We start from the raw sequence: 13357 nt of genomic DNA on the forward strand, positions 1-13357 counted from the left end.
ACGCCCAGGTAGGACTTAATCTCATGGCGCCATGTGTCCTCCCCCACCCGCAGGGGGGACCTTCCGCCGCTTCGTACTTGGGAGTCACCACCGTGACCGCTGTATCCGACGGCGTCCTGCACACCCTGTTCCACTCGGAGCAGGGCGGACACGAACAAGTCGTGCTCTGCCAGGACCGCGCCACCGGCCTGAAGGCCGTCATCGCCCTGCACAACACCGCGCTGGGCCCCGCGCTCGGCGGCACCCGCTTCTACCCGTACGCGACCGAGGCCGAGGCCGTCGCCGACGCCCTCAACCTCGCGCGCGGCATGTCGTACAAGAACGCCATGGCCGGGCTCGACCACGGCGGCGGCAAGGCCGTGATCATCGGCGACCCCGAGCAGATCAAGACCGAGGAGCTGCTCCTCGCCTACGGCCGCTTCGTCGCCTCCCTCGGCGGGCGCTACGTCACGGCCTGCGACGTCGGCACCTACGTCGCCGACATGGACGTCGTGGCCCGCACCAACCAGTGGACCACCGGCCGCTCCCCCGAGAACGGCGGCGCCGGCGACTCCTCCGTGCTGACCGCCTTCGGCGTCTTCCAGGGCATGCGCGCCTCCGCCCAGCACCTGTGGGGCGACCCGACCCTGCGCGGCCGGAAGGTCGGCGTCGCCGGCGTCGGCAAGGTCGGCCACTACCTCGTCGAGCACCTCCTGGAGGACGGCGCCGAGGTCGTCATCACCGACGTCCGCGAGGAGTCGGTGCGCCGGATCACCGACAGGCACCCGCAGGTCCAGGTGGTCGCCGACACCGACGCGCTGATCCGCGTCGAGGGTCTCGACATCTACGCCCCCTGCGCGCTGGGCGGCGCCCTGAACGACGACACCGTCCCGGTCCTCACCGCGAAGGTGGTCTGCGGCGCGGCGAACAACCAGCTCGCCCACCCGGGCATCGAGAAGGACCTGGAGGAGCGCGGCATCCTCTACGCCCCCGACTACGTGGTGAACGCCGGCGGCGTGATCCAGGTCGCCGACGAGCTGCACGGCTTCGACTTCGACCGCTGCAAGGCGAAGGCCACGAAGATCTTCGACACCACCCTGGAGATCTTCACACGTGCGAAGGCGGACGGCATTCCGCCGGCCGCGGCCGCCGACCGCATCGCCGAGCAGCGGATGGCCGAGGCCCGGCGCGGCTGAGCCGTCCGGTGCACGGGGAGTGATCGGCCCGCCGTCCGGGAGACTTCGCTCACGCCGGTCGGCGGGTCGGCCCCCCAGAAGAGGTTAAAATCGCGATTGACCAGCAAGGTAAGGGCACCTCGATGGTTCTGTACCGGGGTATGTGATGCGCACGGCGTACCGTAGACCCGAGGAAACAGGTACCGTTGAAGCCCTACGGACCGGTCTCTCCACCGAGAGCCCGTTTCGCATCATGAACGCGTGTCAAGACTCTGGGGCCAGCGAGCCCCGTCACCGAGGGGGTCGAGCCATGGGGCGCGGCCGGGCAAAGGCCAAGCAGACCAAGGTCGCCCGCCAGCTGAAGTACAGCAGCGGCGGGACTGACCTGTCGCGTCTGGCCAATGAGCTGGGCGCTTCGACTTCGAGCCAGCCGCCGAATGGCGAGCCGTTCGAGGACGACGACGAGGAAGACGACCCGTACGCGCAGTACGCGGATCTCTACAACACGGACGACGACGACGAGGACGACGAGTCCGGTCCGCAGTCGCCGCAGCGTCGCGCTTGACCTTCTGTACGCCGAAACTCGGTCCAGGACACCCCGGACCGAGTTTTCGTGCTGCTCGGGGGCGGACGGCCGGAGCGACGGCGAACGCGAGGGGCCCACATAGGAACGTTCCTATGTGGGCCCCTCGCGTTCGCTCCTACTTCGCGTAGTCGCCGACCAGCTCCGCGCCGGAGTCCTTGTCGCCGCGCTCGGTGATCTCGCCGGCGACCCAGGCGTCGAGCCCGCGGTCGGCCAGCGTGGTGAGGGCGGCGTCGACCGACTCGGCGGGGACGACGGCCATCATGCCGACGCCCATGTTGAGGGTCTTCTCCAGCTCCAGGCGCTCCACCCGGCCGGCGGTGCCGACGAGGTCGAAGATCGCGCCCGGGGTCCACGTGGAGCGGTCCACGGTGGCGTGCAGCCCGTCCGGAACGACCCGGGCGAGGTTGGCCGCGAGACCGCCGCCGGTGATGTGGCTGAAGGCGTGCACCTCGGTGGTCCGGGTGAGCGCCAGGCAGTCCAGCGAGTAGATCTTCGTGGGCTCCAGGAGCTCCTCGCCGAGGGTCCGGCCCAGCTCCTCGACCCGCTGGTCGAGGCTCATCCCGGCGCGGTCGAAGACCACGTGGCGGACGAGCGAGTACCCGTTGGAGTGAAGACCGGAGGAGGCCATGGCGATGACCGCGTCCCCCGTACGGATGCGATCGGCGCCGAGCAGGCGGTCGTACTCGACGACACCGGTGCCCGCGCCCGCGACGTCGAAGTCGTCCGGGCCGAGGAGGCCCGGGTGCTCCGCCGTCTCGCCGCCGACCAGGGCGCAGCCGGCGAGGACGCAGCCCTCGGCGATGCCCTTGACGATGGCGGCGACCCGCTCCGGGTGGACCTTGCCCACGCAGATGTAGTCGGTCATGAAGAGCGGCTCGGCGCCGCAGACGACGATGTCGTCCATGACCATGGCGACCAGGTCGTGGCCGATGGTGTCGTACACGCCCATCTGGCGGGCGATGTCGACCTTCGTGCCGACGCCGTCGGTCGCCGAGGCGAGCAGCGGACGCTCGTAGCGCTTGAGGGCGGAGGCGTCGAAGAGGCCGGCGAAGCCGCCGAGGCCGCCGAGGACCTCGGGGCGCTGCGTCTTCTTCACCCACTCCTTCATCAGCTCGACGGCGCGGTCGCCCGCCTCGATGTCGACGCCCGCAGAGGCGTAGCTGGCGCCGCCTGCGGCACTCTCAGTCTGAGACATGGGGTTCAGAGCTTTCGTGTCGTTACTGCGTCACTGCGGGGGTGCAGCGGGGTCTCACGGACGGCGCAGGGCGTCGGCGGCCGCGGTGGCGGCGGGGCCGGCGGCCAGTTCCGTCTCCAGGAGCTGCTTGCCGAGCAGCTCGGGGTCGGGCAGCTCCATCGGGTACTCGCCGTCGAAGCAGGCCCGGCAGAGGTTGGGCTTGGCGATGGTGGTCGCCTCGACCATCCCCTCCAGGGAGATGTACGAGAGCGAGTCCGCGCCGAGCGACTTGCCGATCTCGTCGATCGACATGCCGTTGGCGATCAGCTCCGCGCGGGTGGCGAAGTCGATGCCGAAGAAGCAGGGCCACTTGACCGGCGGCGAGGAGATCCGGATGTGGATCTCGGCCGCGCCGGCCTCGCGGAGCATCCGGACCAGGGCGCGCTGGGTGTTGCCGCGGACGATCGAGTCGTCGACGACGACCAGCCGCTTCCCCTTGATGACTTCCTTGAGGGGGTTCAGCTTCAGGCGGATGCCGAGCTGGCGGATGGTCTGCGAGGGCTGGATGAAGGTGCGCCCGACGTAGGCGTTCTTGACCAGGCCGGCGCCGAAGGGGATGCCGGAGGCCTCCGCGTAGCCGATGGCGGCGGGGGTGCCGGACTCGGGCGTCGCTATGACCAGGTCGGCCTCGACGGGGGCCTCCTTGGCGAGGCGGCGGCCCATCTCGACGCGGGAGAGGTACACGTTCCGGCCGGCGATGTCCGTGTCGGGACGGGCCAGGTACACGTACTCGAAGACACAGCCCTTCGGCTTCGCTTCTGCGAAGCGGGAGGTGCGGATGCCGTTCTCGTCGATCGCGATCAGCTCGCCAGGCTCGACCTCGCGGACGAAGCTGGCGCCGCAGATGTCGAGGGCGGCGGACTCCGAGGCGACGACCCAGCCGCGCTCCAGGCGGCCGAGGACCAGCGGGCGGATGCCCTGCGGGTCACGGGCCGCGTAGAGCGTGTGCTCGTCCATGAAGACGAGGGAGAAGGCGCCCCGGACGTCGGGGAGGACCTTCGCGGCGGCCTGCTCGATGGTGAGCGGCGTGCCGTCCTCGTCCACCTGGCCCGCGAGGAGCGCGGTGACCAGGTCGGTGTCGTTGGTGGCGGCGACCTGGGTGGCGCGGCCGTCCTTCTTGGGAAGGTCGGCGACCATCTCGGCCAGCTGCGCCGTGTTCACCAGGTTGCCGTTGTGGCCGAGCGCCAGGGACCCGTGGGCGGTGGCCCGGAAGGTCGGCTGGGCGTTCTCCCAGACGGATGCTCCGGTGGTCGAGTAGCGGGCGTGACCGACCGCGATATGACCCTGGAGGGAACCGAGAGAGGTCTCGTCGAAGACCTGGGAGACAAGTCCCATGTCCTTGAAGACGAGGATCTGGGAGCCGTTGCTGACCGCGATTCCCGCGGATTCCTGACCCCGATGCTGGAGGGCGTAGAGCCCGAAGTACGTGAGCTTTGCGACCTCTTCACCCGGAGCCCAGACACCGAAGACGCCACAAGCGTCCTGGGGGCCTTTCTCACCGGGGAGCAGATCGTGATTGAGTCGACCGTCTCCGCGTGGCACGTTTCCGAGTCTAGGGGACCTCGACCACTGGTCCGAATTGGGGAATCGAGCGCGGACGGCCCTCGTGTGATCGCACCAAAAGATCGCCGAGAACTTGGAGGGCCCTACAAGGCAGGCGCCGGAAGGGCTCCGCCCCTCCGGCCCCGCCCGTACGAACGCCCGCACCGCCTCTCGGAGTCCCCGTCGGTGTGACGCAGAACGCAGTCCCCGGGGGTTTCGCCAGCGTTTCGAGCACACGAACTACGCGCGTCGACCACCCGGACCACCGTCGACGCAGCGCTACTGAGCCGGGTCCGCCGCCTGTGCGGTCAGGCCCTCGCCGGCGCTGTCGGTGAGGGTCAGGGTCCGGTGGTCGAGCCGGTAGGAGAGGGGGCCGTCGAGGAGCTCGTACAGCTTCGTCTCCAGCTCCATCTGGGGACTGCCGCACATCATGCGTGTGGTGGCGGCCGGGCCCTCGACGGTGAGGGTGCGGGCCTTCTCGTCGAGCCTCGCCGTGGCCGTGAAGTCGTTGCAGCCGAGGTTGCCGGTGATCCGGCCGTCGGTGCCGATGACGAAGCGGGCCTTCTCCCCGCCGCCGGCCGGGAGGGAGGCGGCCGTGTCACCGGAGACCAGGCCGTCGATCTTCCAGGTGGTGCCGCGCAGCGGGAGGGACGGCTCGGCGGCCAGCTCCACCTTCCGGGCGCCGTCGGCGGAGACGAGGGTCAGCGCGCCGTCCGTGAGCGTGCCCTTCAGGGGGCCGGTGAAGGCGGCGAGGAAGGCGGTCTCGAAGCGCTGCCGGTCGTCGGGGCAGGCCATCTCGGTGACCTCGTCCGGGGAGACCGTGACCGTGGTGCCGGCCACGGTCACGGCCGCGCCGAAGTGGTTGCAGCCGGTACTGCCCTGGGCGCGCCCCTTCCCGGTGAAGCCGACGCGCGCGCCCTCGGGGGCCTGCGCGCGGTCGCCGTCGACGGTGACGGCGCCGACGGTCCACTGGCTACCGGCGAGGGGCAGGTCGGGATCCCCGGCGTTCCCGCCCGCGCCGCCGCCCCCGCCCTGCCCACAGGCGGAGAGCGACGCGGCGAGCAGGACGGCGGCGGCGAGGGTGGTGCTGCGCGGCTTCGACATGCCGGTGGGACGCGGCGGACCCGCGAGGGGTTCCCGGGCGCGGCCGTCCGGGTGGGGGCGTACGGGCGGGGCGTACGGGCGGGGGCGTACGGGCGCGGCCCGGGTGGGGGCGTCCGTGGGGGCGTACGGGCGGGGGCGCGGGCGTCCGGGTGGGGGCGTCCGCGTGCGGGAGCCTCCCCGTAGACCGGGCTCAGCCCGTGACGGGCCTCAGCCCATCACAGGCAGCAGCCCCGCCAGGTCCGCGCGCTCGCCGCTGGCGGCGATCCGGGCCGCGTCGAGCTCGACGGCCCAGTCGGTACGCCCGGTGGCGAGGCGGATCCAGGTCAGCGGGTCCGTCTCGACGACGTTCGGCGGGGTGCCCCTGGTGTGCCGGGGGCCCTCCACGCACTGCACCACCGCGTACGGCGGGACCCTGACCTCCACCGCGCCGCCGGGGGCCTTCGCCGCGAGGGCGTCGGCGAGGAGCCTGGTGCAGGCGGCGAGCGCCTGCCGGTCGTAGGGGATCTCCGTGCCGGTCGCGGCGGCGAGGTCGTCGGTGTGGACGACCAGCTCGACGGTGCGGGTGACGAGGAAGTCGGCGAGGGTCATGGCGCCGAACCGGGTCGGGACGAGCCGTTCCCCGTCCGCGTCGGCCAGCGCCTTCGCGAAATCGTCGCCCACGCGCGCGTACAGCCCCGGCAGGTCGGCGGCGTCGAGCGCCCGGACGTCCTCGTCGATCCCGGCGGCGCCGGTCGCGGTGGCCCGGGGCCAGTCCAGGAGGGCGAGCTCCCGCACGGCGGGCTCGGGCGCCGCGAGCCCCCGCACGACCGAGCCGAGCACCATCGTGATGTGCGCGGCCAGCTCCCGTACCGTCCAGGCCCCGAGCCGCGTCGGCCCGTCGAGCGCCTCCGGCGGGAGGGCGAGCACCGCGTCCCGTACGTGCCCGAACTGGGCGGAGACGGCGGCGCGGGTCCTGGCGGAGTCGTAACTGCGGGTGCGTTTCCTGGCGGGTGGCATGGCCCGAGGCTAACGCCGAGACTTGAGGGAGGGGGGAAACCCCTCAGGAAAGGCAGTGGCGGGACCATGACCCATCACGAGCACCCCGACGCGGCTGTCGTGCGCCGGGGGTACGAAGCGTTCGGCGCGGGTGACGTGGAGACGCTCGCCTCCCTCATGACCAACGACTGCACGCACCACTCGCCCGGCGAGAGCCAGATGTCCGGGCACTTCAAAGGCCGGGACAACGTCCTGGCCCACTACGGGAAGCTCGCCGAGCTGACCGGCGGCACCTTCCGGGTGGAGCTGAAGGGCGTCTACCCGGACGGCAGGGGCCACGTGATGTCCGTCCACACCTGGCACGGCGACAAGGACGACCGGGGCATCTCGATGGACGGCGGCCTCTTCTTCACCCTCGTCGGCGGCAAGATCTCCGACGTCGACGAGTGCGTGGCCGACATCCCCGAATCGGACGCCTTCTGGGGAACGGAGTAGGGCGCACGCGGAAACCCCCGCCCGAGCGGAGCGGGGGTTTCCGGGTGGAACCGACTCAGGCCAGGAGGCCCGGGATCGTCGCCTCGTGCGCGGTGCGCAGCTCCTCCAGGGAGAGCGCGAACTCGCCCTGGACGTCGACCGCGTCGCCGTCGACGACACCGATGCGGGTCGCCGGCAGGCCTCGGGCGCCGCACATGTCGGTGAAGCGGAGCTCCTCGCTGCGCGGAACGGAAACGACCGCGCGGCCCGCCGACTCCGAGAAGAGGAACGTGAAGGCGTCCAGGCCCTCGGGGACGACCAGGCGCGCGCCGTTCCCGCCGCGCAGGCAGGACTCGACGACCGCCTGGACGAGACCGCCGTCGGACAGGTCGTGCGCCGCGTCGATCATGCCGTCGCGGGAGCCCGAGATCAGGATCTCGCCGAGCAGCTTCTCCCGGTCGAGGTCCACGGCCGGCGGCAAGCCGCCGAGGTGCTGGTGGATCACCTCGGACCAGGCCGAACCGCCGAACTCCTCCTTGGTGTCGCCCAGCAGGTAGAGGAGCTGGCCCTCTTCCGCGAAGGCGATCGGGGTGCGGCGGTTGACGTCGTCGATCACACCGAGGACGGCCACGACGGGCGTCGGGTGGATCGCGACCTCACCGGTCTGGTTGTACAGCGACACGTTGCCGCCGGTGACCGGGGTGCCCAGCTGGAAGCAGCCGTCCGCGAGACCGCGGGTGGCCTCGGCGAACTGCCACATCACGGCCGGGTCCTCGGGCGAACCGAAGTTCAGGCAGTCCGAGATGGCGAGCGGCTTGGCGCCGGAGGCGGCGACGTTGCGGTACGCCTCCGCGAGCGCGAGCTGCGCGCCGGTGTACGGGTCGAGCTTGGCGTACCGGCCGTTGCCGTCGGTCGCCATGGCCACGCCGAGGTTGGTCTCCTCGTCGATGCGGACCATGCCCGCGTCCTCGGGCTGCGCCAGGACCGTGTTGCCCTGCACGAAGCGGTCGTACTGGTCCGTGATCCAGGACTTCGAGGCCTGGTTCGGGGACGAGACGAGCTTCAGGACCTGGTCCTTGAGCTCCGCGCCGTCCTTCGGACGGGGCAGCTTGCCGGCGTCGTCGGCCTGGAGCGCGTCCTGCCACTCCGGGCGGGCGTACGGCCGGTGGTACGTCGGGCCCTCGTGGGCGACGGAGCGCGGCGGCACGTCGACGATCTGCTCGCCGTGCCAGAAGATCTCCAGTCGCTCGCCCTCGGTGACCTCACCGATGACGACCGCGATGACGTCCCACTTCTCGCAGATCTCCAGGAAGCGGTCGACGTGCTGCGGCTCGACGATCGCGCACATGCGCTCCTGCGACTCGCTCATGAGGATCTCCTCAGGAGAGAGCGTCGCGTCGCGCAGGTGGACCTTCTCCAGGTCGACCCGCATGCCGCCGGAGCCGGCCGAGGCCAGCTCGGAGGTGGCGCAGGAGAGACCGGCGCCGCCGAGGTCCTGGATGCCCGCGACCAGCTTCTCCTGGAAGATCTCCAGGGTGCACTCGATGAGGAGCTTCTCCTGGAACGGGTCGCCGACCTGGACCGCGGGCCGCTTGGTGGGCTTGGTGTCGTCGAAGGTCTCGGACGCGAGGACCGAGACGCCGCCGATGCCGTCGCCGCCCGTGCGGGCGCCGTACAGGATGACCTTGTTGCCGGGGCCCGAGGCCTTGGCGAGGTGGATGTCCTCGTGCTTCATCACGCCGATGCAGCCGGCGTTGACCAGCGGGTTGCCCTGGTAGCAGGAGTCGAAGACGACCTCGCCGCCGATGTTCGGCAGGCCCAGGCAGTTGCCGTAGCCGCCGATGCCGGCGACGACACCGGGCAGCACGCGCTTGGTGTCGGGGTGGTCGGCCGCGCCGAAGCGCAGCGGGTCGACGACCGCGACCGGGCGGGCGCCCATGGCGAGGATGTCGCGGACGATGCCGCCCACGCCGGTCGCCGCGCCCTGGTAGGGCTCGATGTACGAGGGGTGGTTGTGCGACTCGACCTTGAAGGTGACCGCGTAACCCTGGCCGACGTCGACGACGCCCGCGTTCTCGCCGATGCCGACGAGCATGGCGTCGTTCTGCGGGGTCTTCTCGCCGAACTGCTTCAGGTGGACCTTGCTGCTCTTGTAGGAGCAGTGCTCGGACCACATGACCGAGTACATGGCGAGCTCGGCGCCGGTGGGACGGCGGCCGAGGATCTCGCGGATGCGCGCGTACTCGTCCTCCTTGAGGCCGAGCTCCTTCCAGGGCTGCTCGCTGTCCGGCGTCTCGCTCGCGTGCTTGACGGTGTCGAGGCTCATCAGGCGTTGACCAGCTTCTTGAGGATCGAGGTGAAGAAACCGAGACCGTCCGTCTTGCCGGTGCCGATCAGCGGTTCGACGGCGTGCTCGGGGTGCGGCATGAGGCCGACCACGTTGCCCGCGGCGTTGGTGATGCCCGCGATGTCGCGGAGCGAGCCGTTGGGGTTCATGTCCAGGTAGCGGAAGGCCACCCGCCCCTCGGCCTCCAGCTCGTCGAGCGTGCGCTCGTCGGCGACGTACCGGCCGTCCATGTTCTTGAGCGGGACCTCGATCTCCTGGCCCCGGACGTAGTCCGAGGTCCAGGCGGTCTCCGCGTTCTCCACCCGCAGCTTCTGGTCGCGGCAGATGAAGTGCAGGTGGTTGTTGCGGAGCATCGCGCCCGGCAGCAGATGGGCCTCGGTGAGGATCTGGAAGCCGTTGCAGATGCCGAGGACCGGCATGCCGGCCTTCGCCTGCTCGATGATCGTCTCCATCACCGGCGAGAAGCGGGAGATGGCGCCGGCCCGCAGGTAGTCGCCGTAGGAGAAGCCGCCGGCGAGGACGACCGCGTCGACCTGCTTGAGGTCCTTGTCGCGGTGCCACAGCGAGACCGGCTCGGCGCCCGCGAGGCGGGCGGCGCGCAGCGCGTCCTGGTCGTCGAGCGTACCGGGGAAGGTGACGACGCCGATGCGTGCGGTCACGACTCGACCTTCACGACGAAGTCTTCGATCACGGTGTTGGCGAGGAAGGTTTCGGCCATCTCATGGATGCGGGCGAGGGCGGCGTCGTCCACCGGCCCCTCCACCTCCAGCTCGAAGCGCTTCCCCTGACGGACGTCGGCGATTCCGGCGAACCCGAGGCGGGGCAGTGCACGCTGCACCGCCTGTCCCTGCGGGTCGAGGATCTCCGGCTTGAGCATGACGTCGACTACGACGCGTGCCACTGGCACTCCCGGTGGTGTGTTGCGTGGGCGGTTCCCTCAGCGTACCTGCCTCCAAATTCTACGCGGGTAGAGATCTGAAGGATCCTACAAATGCCCAGGCCGGAAGGGGCCGCCGCGAGTGATCCACTCCAAACGCCCCCCACACCCCTCCGCACATGAAATGCGCGTGAAATATCGTGCCGTGCATTGCCCGGGACACGCTGAGACAATTGACAGGGCTTCACAATGCGACGCCCGTCGCTGTACAAAGGAATCCAGAGGAAAGCAACATTGTCCCTGGGCAGCCAGAGGCCTGGTGTCACCGCACGTCAGAGGCGTACCCAAAGCCCTTGACAGGTGGCGGGCCACAGGAAAGGACCGATATCCGTGGCGCAGCGAGTGGTGGTCACCCTCTCCGACGACATCGACGGCGGAGAAGCGGCGGAAACGGTCGCGTTCGGGCTCGACGGGAAGATGTACGAGATCGACCTGAATGCTGCCAATGCAAAGAAACTCCGCAAGGCACTCGCGCCCTACCTGGCGGCCGGCCGGAAGCAGACGGGCAAGGCGGCCTCCGGTGTGACCGGAACCACCACCGCCTACAAGGTCACCGCTCTCGCCCCCGACCCGGCGGCGGTCCGCGCCTGGGCCCAGTCCAACAAGATGGACGTGCCGGCCCGGGGCCGCATCCCCAAGCGGGTCTACGAGGCCTTCCGCGAGGCGAGCTGACCGCCGCCTCCCGGGGCCGGTGGAACGGATTTGCGTTCCACCCCCCTTGATCGGCTAGAGTCTGGATCACGCCGAGGGGCGAGGCCGAAAAGCCGAGTCCCACGCAGCGTGCGGGTGTAGTTCAGTAGCAGAACATCCCCCTTCCAGGGGGAAGGCGCAGTGTGCGATCCCTGTCACCCGCTCTGCATCACGGTTACCGACCACTCCGGTGGATCAGGTAGAGTGGTGCTCGCACCGCCCGGTGAAAGCCGGTCGGGAGCAATGCGGACGTGGCTCAGTTGGTAGAGCATCACCTTGCCAAGGTGAGGGTCGCGAGTTCGAATCTCGTCGTCCGCTCAGGGAGAAGGACCCGGTTCTCAGGAACCGGGTCCTTCTGCGTTTCCGGATCTTCTGCGTTCGGGATCCTCTATGTTTCCGGATCTTCTGGGTTTCCGGATCTTCTGGGTTTCGGGCTCTCCACGGCTCCGGGCCTTCCGCGACCCCCATGACATTTGTCAGTACGGGTGATGACACCGCGCACTGCCCTCCGGCCAGGACGGACGGGAGGCTGGAGCCATGACAGCTGAAGCCCAGACACCGGCCATCGAGGCGACCGACCTGAGCCGCACCTACGACGGCGGGTTCGAGGCGGTGCGCGGCATCTCGCTCTCCGTGCCCCGGGGCGAGGTCTTCGCGCTCCTCGGCACCAACGGCGCCGGCAAGACCTCCACCGTCGAGCTCCTGGAGGGCCTCGCCGCCCCCACCGGCGGCACCGCCCGCGTCCTCGGCCACGATCCGTACCGGGAGCGCTCCGCCGTCCGCCCGCGCATCGGCGTGATGCTCCAGGAGGGCGGCTTCCCCTCCGACCTCACCGTGGCCGAGACGGTACGGATGTGGGCCGGCGTCACCAGCGGCGCCCGGCCCGCCGGGGAAGCCCTCGCCGCCGTCGGCCTCGCCGGCCGCGAGAAGGTGCGGATCAAGCAGCTGTCCGGCGGCGAGCGCCGCCGCCTCGACCTCGCCTGCGCCCTCCTCGGCCGCCCCGAGGTCCTCTTCCTCGACGAGCCCACCACCGGCCTCGACGCCGAGGGCCGCCGCGACACCTGGGAGCTCGTCCGCTCCCTGCGCGACCAGGGCACCACCGTCCTCCTCACCACGCACTACCTGGAGGAGGCCGAATCGCTCGCCGACCGGCTCGCGATCATGCACGCCGGCCGGATCGTGCTCTCCGGCACGCCCGCCGAGGTCACCGCCGCCCAGCCCGCCCGGATCCGCTTCGCGCTCCCGGCCGGAGTGCCCGCCGCCCGGCTGCCGCTCGGACTGAAGGCCGCCGAGGACGGCGGCCGGATCGAGATCCGCACCCACGCCCTCCAGGACGACCTCACCGCACTCCTCGGCTGGGCCCGCGAGCACGGAGTCCGGCTCGACGGGCTCGACGCCCGCTCCGCCTCCCTCGAAGAGGCCTTCCTCGACATCGCCTCCCGCACGGAGTCCACCCCCGGCGGCCAGAAGGAGACCGTGACCCGATGAGCACGACCACCGCGACCGGCGCCGGCCGGCCCTCCACCACCCTCACCCGGCTCGCCGCCCTCGGCCGAACCGAGCTGACCCTCCTCGGCCGCAACCGCAACAACCTCTTCATCGCGGCCGCCATGCCGCTGCTGATGATCCTCCTGCTCCGGTCCTCGCTCAAGGGCGTCGACGAGGCCACCCTCGGCAGCTCCTTCGCCTCCGCCACCCTCATCGGCGGCACCGGCATGGTCCTGCTCCTCGTCGTCTACATGAGCCTCACCTCCAGCCTCGTCGCCCGCCGCGAGGAGTTGGTCCTCAAGCGGCTGCGCACCGGCGAGGCCACCGACATGGAGATCCTCACCGGCGCCGCCCTGCCCGCGACGGCCATCGCCCTCGCCCAGTGCGCGATCCTCACCTTCGGCGGCTTCACGCTGCTCGGCGCAGACGCCCCCGCCCGCCCCGACCTGCTGGCCCTCGGCCTGGTCGCCGCGATCGTGCTGCTCGCCGGACTCGCCGCCGTCACCACCACCATCACGAGAACGGTCGAGAGCGCCGGCCTCACCACCCTGCCGCTCTTCCTCGTCTCCTCCTTCGGCTCCGGCCTCTTCGTCCCCCGCGACGCCCTGCCCGGCATGGCCGCCGACCTCGCCGGGCTGCTCCCGCTCAGCGGCGTCATGGAATTCGTCCGGGCCGGCTGGCTCGGCACCGCCCACGCGGACAGCCTGCTCGGCGCGGCGCTCAATACAGTGGCCTGGGGCGTCCTGACGGGGTGGGCGGTCCGCCGCTGGTTCCTCTGGGAGCCCCGGCGCTAGGACAGGACAGCAGGCCAGGGGGAGAGGGGACG

General features: G+C 70.8%; 13 protein-coding genes and 2 tRNA genes. 8 read left to right on the plus strand and 7 right to left on the minus strand.

The window, feature by feature from the left end:
* The first annotated feature begins 92 nt into the window (after positions 1–92).
* A complete protein-coding gene (locus tag HHL19_RS32205) occupies positions 93–1175 on the plus strand; it encodes a Glu/Leu/Phe/Val dehydrogenase dimerization domain-containing protein (RefSeq protein WP_346768501.1) in 1083 nt (360 codons plus the stop codon).
* 289 nt (positions 1176–1464) lie between these two features.
* Positions 1465–1719, plus strand: a complete 255-nt coding sequence (locus tag HHL19_RS32210) for a DUF3073 domain-containing protein (protein ID WP_169093924.1) — start codon at positions 1465–1467, stop codon at positions 1717–1719.
* 136 nt (positions 1720–1855) lie between these two features.
* Here the strand turns inward: HHL19_RS32210 and purM are convergent, their stop codons facing one another.
* The 4 genes from purM to HHL19_RS32230 all read right to left on the minus strand — a co-directional run bounded on the left by purM (position 1856) and on the right by HHL19_RS32230 (position 6616).
* Positions 1856–2935: a phosphoribosylformylglycinamidine cyclo-ligase gene (gene purM, locus HHL19_RS32215; protein WP_169093925.1), complete on the minus strand. Its 1080-nt coding sequence runs from the start codon at positions 2933–2935 to the stop codon at positions 1856–1858.
* A gap of 54 nt (positions 2936–2989) precedes the next feature.
* On the minus strand, positions 2990–4516 hold the full coding sequence (gene purF, locus HHL19_RS32220; protein ID WP_169093926.1) for an amidophosphoribosyltransferase: 1527 nt from the start codon (positions 4514–4516) through the stop codon (positions 2990–2992).
* 279 nt (positions 4517–4795) lie between these two features.
* Positions 4796–5620, minus strand: a complete 825-nt coding sequence (locus HHL19_RS32225) for an META domain-containing protein (protein WP_169093927.1) — start codon at positions 5618–5620, stop codon at positions 4796–4798.
* Positions 5621–5827: 207 nt separating this feature from the next.
* Positions 5828–6616 carry a maleylpyruvate isomerase family mycothiol-dependent enzyme gene (locus HHL19_RS32230; protein WP_169093928.1) on the minus strand — a complete coding sequence of 263 codons (789 nt, stop codon included), beginning with the start codon at positions 6614–6616 and terminating at the stop codon, positions 5828–5830.
* Positions 6617–6682: 66 nt separating this feature from the next.
* Between HHL19_RS32230 and HHL19_RS32235 the strand changes: the two genes are divergently transcribed.
* Positions 6683–7090 carry a nuclear transport factor 2 family protein gene (locus HHL19_RS32235; RefSeq protein WP_169093929.1) on the plus strand — a complete coding sequence of 136 codons (408 nt, stop codon included), beginning with the start codon at positions 6683–6685 and terminating at the stop codon, positions 7088–7090.
* A gap of 55 nt (positions 7091–7145) precedes the next feature.
* On the opposite strand, the gene purL is transcribed toward HHL19_RS32235, so the two are convergent.
* The 3 genes from purL to purS are packed head-to-tail and all read right to left on the minus strand — an operon-like array spanning position 7146 to position 10317.
* Positions 7146–9395 (minus strand): phosphoribosylformylglycinamidine synthase subunit PurL, encoded by a 2250-nt coding sequence (gene purL, locus HHL19_RS32240; protein WP_169093930.1) that lies wholly within the window; start codon positions 9393–9395, stop codon positions 7146–7148.
* A complete protein-coding gene (gene purQ, locus HHL19_RS32245; protein WP_031011457.1) occupies positions 9395–10075 on the minus strand; it encodes a phosphoribosylformylglycinamidine synthase subunit PurQ in 681 nt (226 codons plus the stop codon). Before purQ ends, purL begins: the two co-directional genes overlap by 1 nt.
* A complete protein-coding gene (purS, locus tag HHL19_RS32250; protein WP_015035032.1) occupies positions 10072–10317 on the minus strand; it encodes a phosphoribosylformylglycinamidine synthase subunit PurS in 246 nt (81 codons plus the stop codon). The genes purQ and purS overlap by 4 nt, the downstream gene beginning before the upstream one ends.
* Before the next feature lie 366 nt (positions 10318–10683).
* On the opposite strand from purS, the gene HHL19_RS32255 reads away from it, so the two are divergent.
* The 5 genes from HHL19_RS32255 to HHL19_RS32275 all read left to right on the plus strand — a co-directional run bounded on the left by HHL19_RS32255 (position 10684) and on the right by HHL19_RS32275 (position 13325).
* A complete protein-coding gene (locus HHL19_RS32255) occupies positions 10684–11025 on the plus strand; it encodes an Lsr2 family protein (RefSeq protein ID WP_169093931.1) in 342 nt (113 codons plus the stop codon).
* 110 nt (positions 11026–11135) lie between these two features.
* A tRNA-Gly gene (locus HHL19_RS32260) sits at positions 11136–11207 on the plus strand.
* An 81-nt stretch (positions 11208–11288) separates the two neighbouring features.
* Positions 11289–11361 (plus strand) — tRNA-Gly (locus tag HHL19_RS32265).
* A 219-nt stretch (positions 11362–11580) separates the two neighbouring features.
* Positions 11581–12531, plus strand: coding sequence for an ABC transporter ATP-binding protein (locus HHL19_RS32270; RefSeq protein WP_169093932.1), 951 nt, complete (start codon positions 11581–11583; stop codon positions 12529–12531).
* On the plus strand, positions 12528–13325 hold the full coding sequence (locus tag HHL19_RS32275) for an ABC transporter permease (RefSeq protein WP_169093933.1): 798 nt from the start codon (positions 12528–12530) through the stop codon (positions 13323–13325). The genes HHL19_RS32270 and HHL19_RS32275 overlap by 4 nt, the downstream gene beginning before the upstream one ends.
* The last annotated feature ends 32 nt before the right edge of the window (positions 13326–13357 follow it).

It is taken from the genome of Streptomyces sp. R302, assembly GCF_012927245.1.
In the GTDB taxonomy this organism is placed as follows: domain Bacteria; phylum Actinomycetota; class Actinomycetes; order Streptomycetales; family Streptomycetaceae; genus Streptomyces.

Bases quoted from the DNA above. Each gene is read 5' to 3' on its own strand.
- HHL19_RS32235 (WP_169093929.1), top strand. From the start codon at position 6,683: ATGACCCATCACGAGCACCCCGACGCGGCTGTCGTGCGCCGGGGGTAC.
- purL (WP_169093930.1), bottom strand. From the start codon at position 9,395: ATGAGCCTCGACACCGTCAAGCACGCGAGCGAGACGCCGGACAGCGAG.
- HHL19_RS32230 (WP_169093928.1), bottom strand. From the start codon at position 6,616: ATGCCACCCGCCAGGAAACGCACCCGCAGTTACGACTCCGCCAGGACC.
- purM (WP_169093925.1), bottom strand. From the start codon at position 2,935: ATGTCTCAGACTGAGAGTGCCGCAGGCGGCGCCAGCTACGCCTCTGCG.
- HHL19_RS32210 (WP_169093924.1), top strand. From the start codon at position 1,465: ATGGGGCGCGGCCGGGCAAAGGCCAAGCAGACCAAGGTCGCCCGCCAG.
- HHL19_RS32275 (WP_169093933.1), top strand. From the start codon at position 12,528: ATGAGCACGACCACCGCGACCGGCGCCGGCCGGCCCTCCACCACCCTC.
- HHL19_RS32270 (WP_169093932.1), top strand. From the start codon at position 11,581: ATGACAGCTGAAGCCCAGACACCGGCCATCGAGGCGACCGACCTGAGC.
- HHL19_RS32225 (WP_169093927.1), bottom strand. From the start codon at position 5,620: ATGTCGAAGCCGCGCAGCACCACCCTCGCCGCCGCCGTCCTGCTCGCC.